The sequence below is a fragment of the Pseudomonas sp. Ma2-10 genome (assembly GCF_054330215.1).
In genome coordinates this window covers 226,542-242,049 of the sequence record NZ_JBTEYL010000005.1, presented here as the reverse complement: position 1 = coordinate 242,049, position 15,508 = coordinate 226,542, and the positions used below count along the sequence as shown (strand labels likewise).

The following is a 15,508-nucleotide window of genomic DNA, read 5'->3' as shown; positions in this document are numbered from 1 at the left end:
GACTCCCATGAGAAAGCTTGTGTTGACCTTGGCCTGTGATGACCGAAAGGGAATCGTCGCCGCTGTTGGTAACTTCATCGCCGCACAAAGCGGAAACATCATGGAGAGTGGGCAATACGTTGATACGGACAACAATCGATTTTTCATGCGGGTGTGTTTCGTGCTGGGCCATGGCATGACGGCGGATGATTTTCGCAACGGTTTTGAGCCGGTAGCGCTGGCTTACGGCATGGAGTGGAAGGCCTATGACATGGACGTCAAACCGCGCGTCATGATCATGGTGTCGCAGCTGGGTCACTGCCTGAATGACCTGCTGTACCGCAACAGCATCCAGCAACTGCCGATGGAGCTGGTGTCAATCGTATCCAACCACGACCGTTTCGAGCGTCGTGCTGAACACGAAAGCATTCCCTTCTACCATCTGCCGGTCAACGCCGAGAACAAGGTTGCGCAGGAAGAACGCCTTCTTGAGCTGGTTCGTGAGCAAAAGATCGACCTCGTCATACTTGCCCGCTACATGCAGGTATTGACCGATGATTTATCGCGCGAGCTGGCCGGTCAGGTCATCAACATTCACCACTCGTTTTTGCCGAGCTTCAAAGGCGCACGCCCCTATCACCAAGCCCACAAGCGCGGCGTGAAACTCATTGGTGCGACGGCTCACTATGTGACAGCTGATCTGGATGAAGGGCCGATCATCGAGCAGAACGTGCAGCGAATCGATCACGCAGTAACGGCAGACGAAATGGTTGCCATCGGGCGCGACACTGAGTGTCAGGTACTGTCCCGCGCAGTCAAACTCCACCTCGAACACAGGATCTTGCTCAATGAAGATCGCACCGTCATTTTCCGCTGATTCCCCGATTGTCATTGACGGTAAAGCAGCCGCTCAAAAGGTGTTGAGTGAGGTTCGTCAACGCGTCGAGCTTGAAGGATTCAGGCCGGGATTGGCCGTTATATTGGTGGGCAGTGATCCCGCCAGTGCTGTGTACGTTAGGAACAAAAGCGTGCAGGCCGAGGCATGCGGGTTTCTATCCCGGCAGTACGACTTATCGGAAGAGACACCCGAAGAACATTTGTTATCACTGATAACGAAGCTGAACGGTGACCCTGAAATTCACGGCATTCTCGTCCAACTGCCCTTGCCACGGCATATCGATGCGTCAAAAGTGATCCAGGCAATCGATCCACTGAAAGATGTTGATGGCTTTCACTGCATGAACGTCGGTCACCTAGCGACTGGCAACGTGAGTGACGCATTAATCCCGTGCACTCCATCGGGTGCGCTTGTGCTCATTCATCAAGTGTTAGGCAATAACTTGAGTGGTAAACACGCGGTGATCGTCGGGCGCTCGAACATCGTTGGTAAGCCGATGGCTAGCCTTCTGTTACAGCAAAACTGCACCGTGACGATCGTTCACAGTCATACGCCAGATCCTGCCGCTGTCGGTCGGCAGGCAGACATACTCATCGCCGCTGTGGGTGTTCCAAAGCTGATTACGGCTGATTGGATCAAACCTGGAGCAGTGGTCATCGATGTTGGCATCAACCGAATCGACAGTGATGGTAAGTCACGCTTGGTTGGCGACGTTGATTATGAGGCAGCGCTGACACGTGCTTTTGCAGTTACGCCAGTACCTGGCGGTGTTGGCCCAATGACCATTGCAATGCTCATGCGCAACACGTTGGAGGCAGGGTTAAGGGCTAGAAGCAAGAACGCTCAGCACTGAAGAAGATCACCTAGGGGCGCTCTGAAAGTGTTTTTCAGAGCGCCCCTAGGTTGAGGCTTCCAAAAACTACAAAAAGGTCGCTGGTTCAGCCAGACGATTCATCCCTGGAGGAAGCTCATGCCCACAAATAACTACTCTCGCCCCTCGCTCGCCCTCGCCTTAATCCCGATCGTCCTCACGCTCGGGGTATTGGGGATCCAGTTGTTCTACTACGGCGACTTTACTCCCCACGTCCCCCTGGCCATCGGCCTGGCAATTACCGCCCTGATCGGCTGGTGTCAGGGTTATCGTTGGAAGGACATCGAGGAAGGCTCGTTGCTCGTGGTGTCCATCGGCCTGCAGTCGATCGGCATCCTCATGGTGGTCGGCATGATCATCGGTACCTGGATCGCCAGCGGCACCGTTCCTCTGATGATCTACGGCGGCCTCAAGTTGTTGTCGCCCGAGGTCTTTCTCGCCGTGGCCATGCTTATGTGCTCGGTGGTATCTGTGTCCCTTGGTACGTCCTGGGGTACGGTCGGCACCATCGGACTGGCCCTCATGGGCATAGGTGCGGGCTTCGACGTACCGATGTACTGGACGGCCGGCGCCGTCGTTTCCGGTGCGTTCTTCGGCGACAAGATATCGCCGTTGTCCGATACCACTAACCTGGCCCCTGCTGTCACCGGTGTTAACCTGTTCGACCACATCCGCAATATGTTGCCGACCACCATCCCCTCCATGCTGATTGCCCTGGTCATTTATCTGCTGGTCGGCTTCAACCTCATCGCAGCTAATGACGTCGACTCCAGCAAGCTCGACCTGATCACCAAAGGCATCGCGCAGAACTTCGAACTGTCCTGGGTGCTGTTGCTCCCCCCTCTACTGGTCGTTGGACTGGCTCTGAAGAAAATGCCGGCCTTGCCCTCGCTGTTTGCCGGTGCCATCGCCGGCGGCATCCTGGCCATGATTTACCAGGGTGCCAACTTGCATGACGTCTTCACCTACATGCAGAGCGGCTACAGCCTTAACACCGGGATCAAGGACATCGACAGCCTGCTCAACCGCGGCGGAATCCAGTCCATGGCCTGGGTCATCACCTTGGTGATGATCGCCCTGGCCTTGGGCGGCGCCCTCGAGCGTACCCGTTGCCTTGAGGTGATTGTCGAGGCGATTCTGAGGCGGACTCGCAGCTTCGGCAGCATGCAAACCGCCGCCATTGGCACCTCGATTGCGACCAACCTGGTCGCCGGCGACCCCTATCTTTCCATCGCCCTGCCTGGCCGCATGTTTGCTCCGGCCTACCGTGGCAAGGGTTACTCGACCCTCAACCTGTCTCGCGCAATCGAGGAAGGCGGCACCCTGATATCCCCCCTGGTACCGTGGAATGCCGGCGGCGCCGTCGTCATTGCCTCCCTCGGTCTCGGCGTGGCGGACGGTAACCTGGAAAACCTGCTGTATATCCCGCTGGCCTTCGCCTGCTGGTTGTCACCGGTGATCGGCATCACCTATGCCTACCTTGGTTGGTTCTCGCCCAAGGCTACTGAGCAGGAGCGCGCAAACTGGAAGGCGCAGGGCGAGGCGATCCAGACCTTCAATCAGTCCGAGTCGGGCTACCGCGCAGCACCTGTCGCCGACTGAGGCCGACGCACGACTGACACCGCCTTGAGTGCCTGCTGCTAGGTACCCGCTGCAACCCAGGGCCGGCCGTTCCTAGAAGCCCGGCCCTTTGCTCCGTTTCGGGCAAGGACAGCGCTCAATAGCTGGAGGCTTGAGGCTTGAGGCTTGAGGATGCTGAAGCCGTTAAGGAAGGTCTGAAGTACCCACCGATTTTTGATGCCCTCGCTGCTTGAGGTTCAAAAAACTCCAAGTCGGCCGAAAACCAGGATCGCTCTCCGATTGTTTTCAACCCGACGCGCGTTCCTTCGCAAGATTTCCTATCGCACCTCAAGGGTGATATCCGGTTTTCCGTGGAGAGCTACCAGTTTCGTAAATGCTCGGTAGCACTGGAAGGCGGTCAGGTGCCGGAGTTCGATTCACTCACCTCGCATCTCAGTCGCAACCGGTTGGTAAGTGACACGTGGAATCACCGGTGGGGGACGCTCTGGAACGGCGATTCGATCACTTACGCGAAGCGAGAAATTGAGATTTATTGGAAATGGGGTTATGACACTCGAGGCGGATTGTTTACACGCCGCTACCCAGCAGAAGGAGTTCGAAGGTGCCGTGTTGGTCTTTTGGCGCAGAGCGATGGTTTGGCGGATGTCCGGACTCTGGATCCTAACGATGCAATTCTGAGCTGCCATCTGGTCGCGGCAGTTCGTATTGGATGAGAATGACCGATTGCGGCGACGTGTGTCAGTGGATAATTGAGACGCTTGCTCATGAGCGAGCGGGATTGCAAAGGTAGGGAAGCGTGATCAGCGAATGAATCGGATATGGGGCATCTTGTGAGTACCAACATCATCACTGCAGAGGGACATGAAGCCCTGAAGAAGGAGCTGGACTATCTATGGAGGGAGAAGCGGCCTGACACCACCAGGAAAGTAACCTGGGCAGCGTCTCTGGGTGATCGGAGCGAAAATGCGGACTACCAATACAACAAGAAGCTTCTGCGAGAAATTGATCGAAGGGTCAGGTATCTGCGCAAACGTCTGGAGGACGTTCGGGTTGTTCATTACTCCCCCGAGCAGGAGGGGCAGGTGTTTTTTGGGGCGTGGGTTGAGGTCGAAAACGAGGCCGGTGAGATCAAGAAATTCAGGGTGGTCGGGTACGATGAAATCTACGGTCGTAACGATTACATCTCCATTGATTCGCCTATGGCACGTGCGCTTTTGAAGAAAAAAGAAGGCGACGAGGCCGTTGTGCAGACCCCAAACGGAGAAATTCTTTGGTGGATCAATCAGGTGACATACCTCAAATAGTAAGAAAATATGAGTATGTGTACTATTTGTAGGACCGTGAATTTAAAGGCTTGTAGAAGATTTAGTATGGTAGGTAGGGTTCTTGATTGTTTTCGGCGTTTTCCGAGCGATCGCCCTGTGCCGCGGCCTCGCTGACTGACTGTGTCACCTGCGGCCGCCAAACATGCCAGCGTTCATGAAACTCGGCCCGCATTCGCGCTTCACCTTCGAGGGGTGATCAGCGCGGTGCCAGCGGTGCGGGGAGGGCGATAACGGCTCATGGCAACTTCTTGTGGTAGAGAGCGCTTGAGTCTATCAACCCTCGCGCAAGACTGTCAGGGGGCTGGTGTTCAGCGCGCGACGTGTGCCGAACACGCCGGCACCTCCGATCAGCACTGCTCCGATCAGTGGCAGTACCAGCAACCATGGATGCGGGTGCCACGGCAGGTCGAAGGCGTAGCGGTAGAGCACCAGACTTACCAGTTCTGAACCCAGCGCTGCCAACAATCCGCTGACCGCCCCAAGCAAACCGAACTCAATCCTTCTTGCCTTGACCAGCAGTTGCCGCTCGGCGCCCAACGCTCGCAATAAGGCGCCTTGGCGAATGCGTTCATCGAGCGTCGCCTGCAAGCCTGAGAACAACACGGCCATCCCCGCCGCCAACACGAACAACAGCACGTACTCCACCGCCAGGGTGACTTGGGCGAGGATGCTGCGCAGCTGTTCGAGCAACGCTTCAATTTGCAAGATGGTCACCGCCGGGAAAGCCCGGGACAGATCCACGATCTGCTGATCATGACCCGCCGCCAAATAGAAACTGGTCAGGTAGGTCGCCGGCAGATCCTTCAGCGTGCCGGGCTGGAAGATCATGAAGAAGTTAGGCTGGAAGTTGTCCCAGTTGATCTCTCGCAGGCTGGTGACTTTCGCTTCTCGATTGACGCCGCCCACGGTAAACACCATGTGATCGCCGAGCTTGAGCTTCAGGCTTTCGGCGACTTTACCTTCCACCGATACACCCGGAATTTCGTCCGGCGTCTGTTCGGCCCACCAGTTACCCGCAGTGAGTTTGTTGCCCGCCGGCAAATCCGCCGCCCAGGTCAGGCTCAGGTCACGCTGGATCGCTCGATCACCGGCCGAATCCTTGCTGACGATTTCCTGTACCGGTTCGCCGTTGACGCTGATCAGCCGTCCAGGTACCACCGGGTATAGCGGCGCCGATTGCGCCGACAGTTTGATCAGGCGATCGATGAACGCCTGTTTGTCCGCCGGCAGAATGTTGAGCGCGAAATAGTTAGGCGCGTTTTTCGGCAGCTGGTTCTGCCAGGTGTCCAGCAACTCGCCGCGCAGCAATGCGATCAGCGCCATGGACAGCAGAATCAAACCGAAGGCCAGGGATTGTCCCGCTGCCGCCAGTGGATGGCGAAGCAATTGGCCCAGCCCCAGGCGCCATGGCAAAGAGGCACGCGCCAGCATTCGACGAAGGCTCTTCAGAAGCAGCAACAGTAAGCCGCCAAGCACCAACGCCGCGATCACACCGCCACCGAGCAGGGCGAAGGTCAATACCAGGTCCAGGCTCAGACGCCACATGATCAGTCCGAGGGCGCCCAATGCCGCGCCGTAGACCATCCAGGTGCTGGAAGGAATCGGCAGCATGTCCCGACGCAGTACCCGCAATGGCGGTACCCGGCCCAGCGCCGCCAGTGGCGGCAAAGCAAAACCGGCCAGCGCCACCAGCCCGATGCCGATCCCGGCGATGGCCGGAAATAGACCGCCCGGCGGAGCATCGGTCGGCAATAAATCATGCAGCAGCGCGAACAGGCCCAACTGTGCGAACCAGCCGATGAGGGCGCCGCTGATACTGGCGAGCAGCCCGAGCACCGTCAGCTGCACGCTGAACAACACCATGGTTTCCCGTCGGGACAGCCCCAGGCAACGCAGCAATGCACTGGCATCGAATCGGCGAGTGGCGAAGCGCGTCGCCGACAGCGCCACCGCCACACCGGACAGCAGAACCGCCACCAGACTGGCCATGTTCAAGTAACGCTCGGCCTTGCCCAAGGCACCGCCGATCTGTCGATTGCCATCGCGGGCATCCTGCAAACGCTGGTTGGCGGCCAGACCGGGTTTGATCAATTGACGATAGATCTCCAGCGCTTCGGCTTTGCCGCGCCAGAGTTCGCGGTAACTGACCCGGCTGCCGGGTTGCACCACGCCGGTCGCGGCGAGGTCGCTGAGGTTGATCAGCACCCTCGGCGTCAGGCTGTAGAAATTGCCGGCGCGGTCCGGTTCGTAGGTCAGCACTCGCGCCAGTTTGAGGGTTCGCATGCCGACGTCGATGCTGTCGCCGATCTTTAGGTCCAGCGCAGTCAACAGTCGCGCTTCGACCCAGGCTTCACCGGGTTTCGGTCCTCCACCGGGTTCTTCCGGGGCGAAGGGCGTCGGGGCACTTTTCAGTTCGCCGCGCAGTGGGTAGACGTCGTCTACCGCTTTGACGCTGGACAACTGAATGCCATTGTCAGTGGCGATGACGCTGGAAAACTCGACCACTTGAGCGTGTTCGAGGCCCAGTTCCGTGCCGCTTTTAATTTGTTCGGGGCGCGCGGGAGAGCTGCCTTCAAGCAGCAAGTCGGCACCGAGAAACTCGGTGGCGCGCAGCATCATGGCGCCGTTCAGGCGGGCGCCGAAGTAGCCGATGGCGGTACTTGCCGCAACGGCAACCATCAAGGCAAAAAACAACACACGCAACTCACCGGCGCGGGCGTCGCGCAGCAATTGACGGATGGCAAGACTGAACAGGCGCAACAGCGGCAGGCGTGCCATCAAGGCTCCAGAGGGGCGACCAGCAGGCCGGCTTCAAGGCGGATCAGGCGCCGGCAGCGATGTGCCAGGCGTTCGTCGTGGGTCACCAGCACCAGGGTTGTACCGCGTTCCTGGTTGAGTTCGAACAGCAGATCGCTGATGCGCTCGCCGGTGTGGCTGTCGAGGTTGCCGGTGGGTTCGTCGGCGAACAGCACATCAGGTTCTGCGGCAAACGCACGGGCAATCGCCACGCGCTGCTGTTCGCCACCCGAAAGCTGGCGTGGCGAATGGGTCAGTCGCTGGCCCAGACCGACCCTTCGCAGCAACTCGGTGGCGCGCTCCCTGGCGTCTTTGCGGCCATCGAGTTCCAGCGGCAGCATCACGTTTTCCAGGGCGTTGAGGCTGTCGAGCAACTGAAAGGACTGAAACACAAAACCAACATGCTCAGCCCGGATACGGGCGCGCTGGTCTTCATCGAGATTGCTCAGGGCTTGCCCGGCGAGGGTCACTTCGCCGCTGCTCGGCAGGTCGAGACCAGCGAGCAAGCCCAGAAGGGTGGATTTGCCGGAACCGGAGGCGCCGACAATGGCCAGGCTGTCGCCCTTGTTCAGTTCCAGGCTGAGTTCGTGCAGGATAGTCAGTTCACCTTCCGCGCTGGGAACCACTTTACTGAGGTTCTTCGCGGTGAGAATGCTTGCGCCCATGGAGAATCCGATGCGTGTGTGGTTTTTGAGTGCTGGCCTGGCCTTGATGTGCATGGCCCAGAATGCAGCGGCGGGTACAGTCCTGATCGTTGGCGATAGTATCAGTGCGGGTTTCGGGCTGGATACCCGTTTGGGATGGGTCTCCCTGCTCGATCAACGGCTCAAGCGCGAAGGTTTCGACGATAAGGTGGTCAATGCGTCCATCAGCGGCGACACTAGCGCCGGAGGCCAGGCGCGCCTGTCCGCACTGCTTGCAGAGCATAAGCCGGCGCTGGTAATCCTCGAGTTGGGCGGCAACGATGGCCTGCGTGGGTTGCTGCCGACGCAATTGCAACAAAACCTTGCAGCAATGATCGACAGCTCCCGCGCCAGTGGCGCCAAGGTGCTGCTGCTCGGCATGCAATTGCCACCCAACTACGGCGTTCGTTATACCGAGGCCTTCGCGAAGGTCTACAGCGCACTGGCCGAGGAGAAAAAAATCCCGCTGGTGCCGTTTTTTCTCGAGGGCGTGGGCGGCCATCCGGACTTGATGCAAGCCGACGGCCTGCACCCGGCTGCCGGGGCTCAGGACATGTTGCTGGAAAATGTCTGGCCTACACTGAAACCGCTGCTTTGACGCTTTTCTAGCGGCGGTGTTTCGGCTAAGGTGGCGCCCCCGATTTGGAGCCCCCGATGCCGCGTCCTGCCTGGTCACTTTTTGCTTACCAACTGATCGAGCCTGACGAACAGCTGGATCTGTTCGCCTGCCAGGAAGTGCGGGTACATCTGGTCACCCGTCAACTGGAATTGGGCGGCTCGGCGGACCGGACCTTGTGCGGCAGCCTGTTGCCAGCACAACCGCGCTGGTCGAGCGTCGATCGCCGCGTGTTCCAGGATCAGCGTTTGTGCTCGCTGTGTCGCGCCATTCTTGAGTCGCAAAAGCGCGGCACTTCGCCGATCTGGCCGGAATTGCGTTTCGAGCTTTAGATCTGGATAGATTGCTTGCTATCGGTCAACTCCCCGATTTTCCAGATGCCGGTGTACAATCGCGTTTTATACCCTTGTCGATCATGCGAAGGATTTTCCGGATGTTGCCGCACTTTCCTGCCGTCACCCGCTACCTGTCTCTTGCCGCCCTCTGTGTGGCGGGTCCCGTAGCAGCATTGGAGCTGCCCCTGCCACCGCCCGGTGAAGACATCATCGGTGAGGTCCAGGTAATCAAGGCCAAGTACGAAGATACTTTCGCTGACCTTGGCACCACCTACGACCTGGGCTATTCGGAAATGATCGCGGCCAACCCAGGCGTCGATCCATGGCTGCCGGGCGCCGGTACCGAAGTGGTGCTACCGACGCGCTTCATCCTGCCGCCGGGTCCGCGTGAAGGCATCGTCATCAACCTGGCCGAGTATCGCCTTTATTATTTCCCGAAAGGCCGGAACGTGGTGTACACCTTCCCGCTGGGTATCGGCCGTGAAGGCTGGGGCTCGCCGATTGCCCATACCAGCATCATTGCCAAGACGCCGAACCCGACCTGGACCCCTCCAGCCTCGATCAAGGCCGAGCACGCCGCCGATGGCGATCCACTGCCAAACGTGGTGCCGGCCGGCCCGGACAACCCGCTGGGGCCGTTCAAGTTCACGTTGGGCACACCGGGCTATCTGATCCACGGGTCGAACAAGAAGTTCGGCATCGGCATGCGCACCAGCCACGGTTGCTTCCGCATGTTTAACAACAACGTGCTGGAAATGGCGAGCATGGTGCCGGTAGGCACGTCTGTGCGCATTATCAGCGAGCCGTACAAGTTCGGTGTCAGTGGCGCCAAGGTGTATCTGGAAGCGCACACGCCGCTGGACGACAAGGGCAACCCTTCTGTGGTCGACAAACACACCGCGGTGATCAACGCGATGCTCAAGCGTGAGGACATTACCAACAACCTGCGCATGAACTGGGATGTGGTCCGCGACGTGGTTGCCGCCGAAGATGGTCTGCCAGTGGTAATCGGAGTGCCGAACGCCTCGGCGCCGATGGTGACGAGTGCGCCGATCGACCCGTTGCAGTAATGCTTGAAAGCAACCCGCCGATGCTGACCGCGTCGGCGGGTTTTTATTGCCGGTACGAAATATCGGGCAATAAAAAAGCCGACCCAAAAAATGGGTCGGCTTGATAACAATCCCGAAGGATTATTACTTGCGGCTAGCTTTGTCCAGCATGCGCAGAGCACGCTCGTTAGCTTCGTCAGCAGTCTGCTGTGCTTTTTGAGCAGCAGCCATTGCGTCATCAGCTTTACGGTAAGCTTCGTCTGCACGAGCCTGGGAGCGAGCTGCTGCGTCTTCAGTAGCGGTCAGACGTGCTTCGGTTTCTTTCGATACGCTGCTGCAACCGGTAGCCAGAACTGCGGCCAGAGCCAGAGCAGAGAATTTCAGAACGTTGTTCATCGTGTTCCCCTTCAAGGACTTTCTATTAAGTTAGCTGTCTCCTCAGATTGAGGAAATAGCCGGCGTACATACTACCCATTACTTGTCGTAAGTAAACTGACGTAAAGCAAGAAGCCAAAAAAATTGTAGGCGTTGATTCTTTTTCGAGCAACTTTTAACTGCATTGTTTAAAAATATCTAGCTGGGAGGCCCGAGCTGAGGGAGCCGCTGAAGAAAGGTTTCGTGCGCTCACAGCTCTTTTCCGAGTTTTGGCTAAAGTCTGTCTAGATGGATTCGTCCACACTTTTGTTCGGATTTTGCGTGGCGTCTCTCATATCTTTCTCCATGTTCAGGTGACTTTAACAAAGGGCGCTCGTCTTAAGTCTCAACATCCGGCAATGTTCAGGCTGTCGACCTTCAGAGATCTTGGTCGAGCCTTCTCTGCGTACCCGGAGCAGCACCCCCGCTCCCTGCGTGATGACGAGCGTACCTTGAGCATTTCTGCCAATGGTGCCTACTATTTGATACGTGCTCGGTTGCGCGAGATGGGTGCAGTTCTTCTCGGTGTCCGTTCAGGCACGGGGTGGCGTAGATGTTCCTTCGCCGGAAAAACATCGGTAAGGTAGGGGTCAGAATTCCAGACCCGCGAGGAGTAGTGATGAGCGAGGCGTTGTCCATCCACCATGACCAGGCTGGTCATCAGTTCGAGACCAGTGTGGACGGTCATCGTGCCTACCTGACCTATATGGATCTGGGAAAGCAGACCCTGGATATCTATCGCACCTTTGTGCCCAACGCGCTGCGTGGTCGCGGCATTGCGGCAGCCTTGACCGAGAAGGCGCTGGAGTACGCTGAAGAAATGGGTTACACCGTCATTCCATCGTGTTCCTACGTGGAGCGCTACATGGAGCGCCACCAGCGGCATGCCGCCAAGTTGAGCCAGTAACCTTTCAAAGAATCGAACGCATAAAAAAACGCCGGGTTAAGCCCGGCGTTTTTTGGTATGGCGAAAAGTGATCAGCTGCGATCGCGTTTCGGCAGCACGTCCTTGAGCTTGGCGTGCATGCTGCGCAAGGTGTTTTCGGTGGCGGTCCAGTCGATGCAAGCATCGGTGATCGACACGCCGTATTGCAGGTCGGCGAGGTCTTTCGGGATCGCCTGGCAGCCCCAGTTCAGGTGACTTTCGACCATCAGGCCGATGATCGACGGGTTGCCTTCGAGGATCTGGTTGGCGACGTTCTCCATCACCAGCGGTTGCAAGGCCGGGTCTTTGTTGGAGTTGGCGTGGCTGCAATCGACCATGATGTTGGGCTTGATCTTCGCTTTGTTCAGCGCTTGCTCGCAGAGCGCGACGCTGACCGAATCGTAGTTCGGCTTGCCGTTGCCACCGCGCAGTACCACGTGACCGTAGGCATTGCCTTTGGTGGTGACGATCGACACGCCACCTTCCTGGTTGATACCCAGGAAGCGGTGAGGGCTGGAAACCGATTGCAGGGCGTTGATAGCGACCGTCAAGCCGCCGTCAGTGCCGTTCTTGAAGCCGACTGCCGAGGACAGGCCGGAGGCCATTTCACGGTGAGTCTGGGATTCGGTGGTGCGCGCACCGATGGCCGACCAGCTGATCAGGTCCTGCAAGTACTGCGGGGAGATCGGGTCCAGGGCTTCAGTTGCGGTCGGCAGACCCATCTCGGCCAGGTCCAGCAACAATTGACGACCGATGTGCAGACCGTCCTGAATCTTGAAGGAGTCGTCCAGGTACGGATCGTTGATCAAACCTTTCCAGCCGACGGTGGTGCGTGGCTTCTCGAAATACACGCGCATGACCAGATACAGGGTATCGGACACCTCGGCCGCAAGCGCCTTCAGGCGCTCGGCGTATTCGTGTGCAGCCTTGATGTCGTGGATCGAGCAAGGCCCGATGACAACAAACAGGCGGTGGTCGGTGCCATCAAGAATGTTGCGAATGACTTCGCGGCCCTTGGTGACGGTGCGCAGGGCCGCGTCGCTCACAGGGATATCACGCTTGAGCTGATCGGGAGTGATCAGCGTCTCGTTGGAAGCGACGTTTAGGTCGTTGATCGGTAAATCAGCCATCGTTTACTCGTCAGGTCACGGGTGCCGGCCGCCAGCGAACCCGCGCGGCGGAGCACAGCAAATTAAGCGCGTCGGGGAGCAGAACCTTAGCGCGTTAGGCGCCTGCTCGACAATGGGCAGACACCGGTTTAATCCAGTATTGCCTGCGCAAATGCCCTGTGAACCGTGTCGTGAGAGAACTCGTCGGCATGCTCCTGGACCCATTCAAGGGCCAGGGCCTGAATATCCTTCAGCTCGTCATGGGCGTCATGCAGGCGGCAGTAACGTTCGATCTGACACACCTGCTCGCCCATCCGGGCACTGAACATCATTTGTTCGTCAACAAAGGCAATGCCTACCAGATAGCCGTGCTTGCGTCGCAGGCACCAGGCGACATAGCCCAGGAAACGCATGTCGGGGTTCAAGGTCGGCATGCGCACTTCCAGCGCCGTACCGTGGCGCCACGCCCGGTGATAATTGCAAGCCATGCCCCCGAGGCTGATAGTGTGCAGCTGTTGCCGTGAAATACACTCAGGTTTGAGTAACGTTAATTCGACGGGCACATCGTCAGGGTGAGGAATAAAACGTCCCATGAACACGGACTCCATGTGTCGGCCATCTGACATTGTTTCCCCCAGTATAGTGGTCGAATTGGAACTGACTGATTTCGACGCTGACCAACGGCTGCTGGCGATGAGCGGCGTGTCGTTGGTCATTTTCACCAGCGTCGGCTGCGCCAGTTGCCGTTTTGCCCGTGAACAATTGCCACGACTCGATCTGGACATCGATCGACTGTGCTGGATTGATGCCGGGAACAATGGCGGGGTGGTCGAGCGTTATCAGGTTTTTTATTTGCCGGCGCTGTTTGTGGTGCGCAACGGTGAATTTTTCGGGGCACTAAAATCGCGCCTGACCCGCGTCGAACTCAATGCAGCCGTGGGTCAGGCGTTGAGTCGAATTGCAGAGGAGTTACCGTGATGGGGGCAGTGGCCAAACCGACAATCGGTATTATCGGAACCGGCGCGATCGGCGGTTTCTACGGGTTGATGCTGGCGCGCGCCGGATTCGATGTGCATTTTCTGTTGCGCAGTGAGTTTTCGGCGGTGGCCGAGCACGGGTTGAAGCTCGACAGTGCGGAGCACGGCACGCTGACGTTGAATCCGGTCCAGGCGTATTCCACGGCCGAAGACATGCCGCCCTGTGACTGGTTGCTGGTGGGGGCGAAAACCACCAGTAACGCGCAGTTGGCGCCGACGATCATTCAAGCCGCCGCCCCCGATGCGAAAGTGCTGCTGATGCAAAACGGCCTGGACGTTGAAGACAGTCTGCGAGCGTTGCTCCCTGATTCACTGCACGTGCTCGGTGGGCTCTGCTATATCTGCGTCCATCGCGAAGGACCAGGCGTCATCACCCATCAGGCGCTCGGTGCGGTGAATGTTGGCTATCACAGCGGCCCTGCAGCCGATGAGCCGGCGCGCATGGCGATTGTCGAGGAGGGCGCGGGGCTGTTCCGCACCGCCGGCATCGACTCCCAAGCCATGGCGAACCTGGATCAGGCGCGCTGGCAAAAACTGGTCTGGAATATCCCTTACAACGGTCTGTCGGTTCTGCTCGGGGCAAGCACTACGCCGTTGATGGCCGATACCGACAGTCGGAAACTGATCAAGGCTCTGATGGCTGAAGTGGTTCAGGGAGCAATTGCCTGCGGTCATGACGTACCGGTCGGTTATGCCGACCACCTGTTCATGGTGACCGAGAAAATGCCGGACTATTGGTCGAGCATGTACCACGATTTTCTGCACAAACGGCCACTTGAACTGGATGCGATTTACGCCCGGCCACTGGCGGCAGCCAAGGCCGCAGGATGTGAGTTGCCGCGAATCGAAGCCTTGTATCGCAGCTTGAGTTTTATCGATCGACGTAATACGTGAGTCGATCATCCTGAGGGGGAAGGCATGGCAAAAACTATCGACGACAAACTGGTGCTGGCGATTTCTTCGCGTGCGCTGTTCGACCTGAGCGAAAGCCACAAGGTCTATCTGTCGAGCGGTGTCGAAGCCTATCGGCAATATCAGATCGAACACGAAGACGAAATCCTCGAGCCCGGTGATGCATTCCCGTTGGTGCAGAAACTCCTCAACCTCAATACCAGCCTTGGCCGTGCCCGGGTCGAGGTGATCCTGGTGTCGCGCAACAGTGCCGACACGGGTCTGCGGGTTTTCAATTCGATCCACCACTATGGCCTGGCGATTTCCCGCGCGGCGTTTGTCGGTGGGCGCAGTCCTTATCCGTACTTGAAGGCGTTTGGCTGCGACCTGTTTCTCTCGACGCATGCTGAAGACGTTCGCAGTGCACTGGATGCCGGGTTCGCGGCCGCGACCATTCTGTCGGGTGGCGCCAGCCGTGCGGCCAGCGATGAATTGCGCATTGCCTTCGATGGTGACGCGGTGCTGTTTTCCGACGAATCGGAGCGCGTTTATCAGTCTGGTGGTCTGGAAGCGTTTCAGGCCAGCGAGCGTGAAGCCGCCCGCGAGCCTCTGCGCGGTGGGCCGTTCAAAGGCTTTCTCGCCGCCCTCAATCTGTTGCAGCGCGAGTTCCCGGAAGACGCCTGTCCGATCCGCACCGCGCTGGTAACCGCGCGATCGGCGCCGGCCCATGAACGGGTGATCCGTACCTTGCGTGAATGGGACATTCGTCTGGACGAGTCGCTGTTTCTCGGCGGCCTGACCAAGTCAGCGTTTCTGGAAGCCTTTGCCGCCGACGTGTTTTTCGACGATCAGGCCGGTCATTGCGAGTTGGCCCGCGAGGTGGTCGCCACCGGGCACGTGCCGCACGGCATCAGCAACGAGCAAAAGGTTTAAGCCCACGGTTCAACGCGTTACGCGAAACGTCGTACTCGCCATGGCACTGCTAAGCTGAATCAATCT

General features: G+C 58.3%; 16 protein-coding genes and 1 pseudogene. 11 read left to right on the top strand and 6 right to left on the bottom strand.

Annotated elements, in window-relative coordinates; all coding sequences use genetic code 11:
* Positions 1–7: 7 nt before the first annotated feature.
* From purU to greB, 4 genes are all read left to right on the top strand, one after another.
* Positions 8–856 carry a formyltetrahydrofolate deformylase gene (gene purU, locus ACXPVS_RS09845; protein WP_458509766.1) on the top strand — a complete coding sequence of 283 codons (849 nt, stop codon included), beginning with the start codon at positions 8–10 and terminating at the stop codon, positions 854–856.
* Positions 828–1,730, top strand: coding sequence for a bifunctional 5,10-methylenetetrahydrofolate dehydrogenase/5,10-methenyltetrahydrofolate cyclohydrolase (locus tag ACXPVS_RS09840; protein WP_458509746.1), 903 nt, complete (start codon positions 828–830; stop codon positions 1,728–1,730). Before purU ends, ACXPVS_RS09840 begins: the two co-directional genes overlap by 29 nt.
* A 117-nt stretch (positions 1,731–1,847) precedes the next feature.
* Positions 1,848–3,350, top strand: a complete 1,503-nt coding sequence (gene nhaC / locus ACXPVS_RS09835; protein ID WP_458509745.1) for a Na+/H+ antiporter NhaC — start codon at positions 1,848–1,850, stop codon at positions 3,348–3,350.
* A gap of 809 nt (positions 3,351–4,159) precedes the next feature.
* The gene (gene greB / locus ACXPVS_RS09830) at positions 4,160–4,633 is read left to right on the top strand and encodes a transcription elongation factor GreB (protein WP_458509744.1); all 474 of its coding nucleotides are present in this window, start codon (positions 4,160–4,162) and stop codon (positions 4,631–4,633) included.
* 91 nt (positions 4,634–4,724) lie between these two features.
* Here greB and ACXPVS_RS09825 read toward each other — a convergent pair.
* The 3 genes and pseudogenes from ACXPVS_RS09825 to ACXPVS_RS09815 all read right to left on the bottom strand — a co-directional run.
* Positions 4,725–4,893 (bottom strand): annotated as a pseudogene (locus tag ACXPVS_RS09825) (transcription elongation factor GreB); the annotation flags it as partial.
* A gap of 34 nt (positions 4,894–4,927) precedes the next feature.
* Complete coding sequence (locus ACXPVS_RS09820) at positions 4,928–7,432, bottom strand: ABC transporter permease (protein WP_458509743.1); 2,505 nt, start codon at positions 7,430–7,432, stop codon at positions 4,928–4,930.
* Positions 7,432–8,115 (bottom strand): ABC transporter ATP-binding protein, encoded by a 684-nt coding sequence (locus ACXPVS_RS09815; protein ID WP_458509742.1) that lies wholly within the window; start codon positions 8,113–8,115, stop codon positions 7,432–7,434. Before ACXPVS_RS09815 ends, ACXPVS_RS09820 begins: the two co-directional genes overlap by 1 nt.
* A gap of 10 nt (positions 8,116–8,125) precedes the next feature.
* On the opposite strand from ACXPVS_RS09815, the gene ACXPVS_RS09810 reads away from it, so the two are divergent.
* The 3 genes from ACXPVS_RS09810 (at position 8,126) to ACXPVS_RS09800 (ending at position 10,154) form a co-directional block, all read left to right on the top strand.
* The gene (locus tag ACXPVS_RS09810; protein ID WP_458509741.1) at positions 8,126–8,731 is read left to right on the top strand and encodes an arylesterase; all 606 of its coding nucleotides are present in this window, start codon (positions 8,126–8,128) and stop codon (positions 8,729–8,731) included.
* A gap of 56 nt (positions 8,732–8,787) precedes the next feature.
* Positions 8,788–9,081 carry a hypothetical protein gene (locus ACXPVS_RS09805; protein ID WP_003226812.1) on the top strand — a complete coding sequence of 98 codons (294 nt, stop codon included), beginning with the start codon at positions 8,788–8,790 and terminating at the stop codon, positions 9,079–9,081.
* Between the two features lie 101 nt (positions 9,082–9,182).
* Entirely contained in the window at positions 9,183–10,154 is a 972-nt protein-coding gene (locus ACXPVS_RS09800; RefSeq protein ID WP_458509740.1) for a L,D-transpeptidase family protein, read from the top strand.
* Between the two features lie 123 nt (positions 10,155–10,277).
* On the opposite strand, the gene ACXPVS_RS09795 is transcribed toward ACXPVS_RS09800, so the two are convergent.
* On the bottom strand, positions 10,278–10,529 hold the full coding sequence (locus tag ACXPVS_RS09795; RefSeq protein WP_458509739.1) for an Lpp/OprI family alanine-zipper lipoprotein: 252 nt from the start codon (positions 10,527–10,529) through the stop codon (positions 10,278–10,280).
* 637 nt (positions 10,530–11,166) lie between these two features.
* On the opposite strand from ACXPVS_RS09795, the gene ACXPVS_RS09790 reads away from it, so the two are divergent.
* Positions 11,167–11,454 carry a GNAT family N-acetyltransferase gene (locus ACXPVS_RS09790; protein WP_010461341.1) on the top strand — a complete coding sequence of 96 codons (288 nt, stop codon included), beginning with the start codon at positions 11,167–11,169 and terminating at the stop codon, positions 11,452–11,454.
* A 71-nt stretch (positions 11,455–11,525) separates the two neighbouring features.
* On the opposite strand, the gene ACXPVS_RS09785 is transcribed toward ACXPVS_RS09790, so the two are convergent.
* Together ACXPVS_RS09785 and ACXPVS_RS09780 are read right to left on the bottom strand one after the other, a co-directional pair.
* Positions 11,526–12,602: a 3-deoxy-7-phosphoheptulonate synthase gene (locus ACXPVS_RS09785; protein WP_458509738.1), complete on the bottom strand. Its 1,077-nt coding sequence runs from the start codon at positions 12,600–12,602 to the stop codon at positions 11,526–11,528.
* A gap of 128 nt (positions 12,603–12,730) precedes the next feature.
* Positions 12,731–13,174 (bottom strand): PilZ domain-containing protein, encoded by a 444-nt coding sequence (locus ACXPVS_RS09780; RefSeq protein ID WP_458509737.1) that lies wholly within the window; start codon positions 13,172–13,174, stop codon positions 12,731–12,733.
* Between ACXPVS_RS09780 and ACXPVS_RS09775 the strand changes: the two genes are divergently transcribed.
* The 3 genes from ACXPVS_RS09775 to ACXPVS_RS09765 are packed head-to-tail and all read left to right on the top strand — an operon-like array spanning position 13,173 to position 15,442.
* Positions 13,173–13,559, top strand: coding sequence for a thioredoxin (locus tag ACXPVS_RS09775; RefSeq protein ID WP_458509736.1), 387 nt, complete (start codon positions 13,173–13,175; stop codon positions 13,557–13,559). The two genes, ACXPVS_RS09780 and ACXPVS_RS09775, sit on opposite strands and share 2 nt — an antisense overlap.
* Positions 13,556–14,512, top strand: a complete 957-nt coding sequence (locus ACXPVS_RS09770) for a putative 2-dehydropantoate 2-reductase (protein ID WP_458509735.1) — start codon at positions 13,556–13,558, stop codon at positions 14,510–14,512. The genes ACXPVS_RS09775 and ACXPVS_RS09770 overlap by 4 nt, the downstream gene beginning before the upstream one ends.
* A gap of 24 nt (positions 14,513–14,536) precedes the next feature.
* Complete coding sequence (locus tag ACXPVS_RS09765; protein WP_008148545.1) at positions 14,537–15,442, top strand: 5'-nucleotidase; 906 nt, start codon at positions 14,537–14,539, stop codon at positions 15,440–15,442.
* Positions 15,443–15,508: the final 66 nt, after the last annotated feature.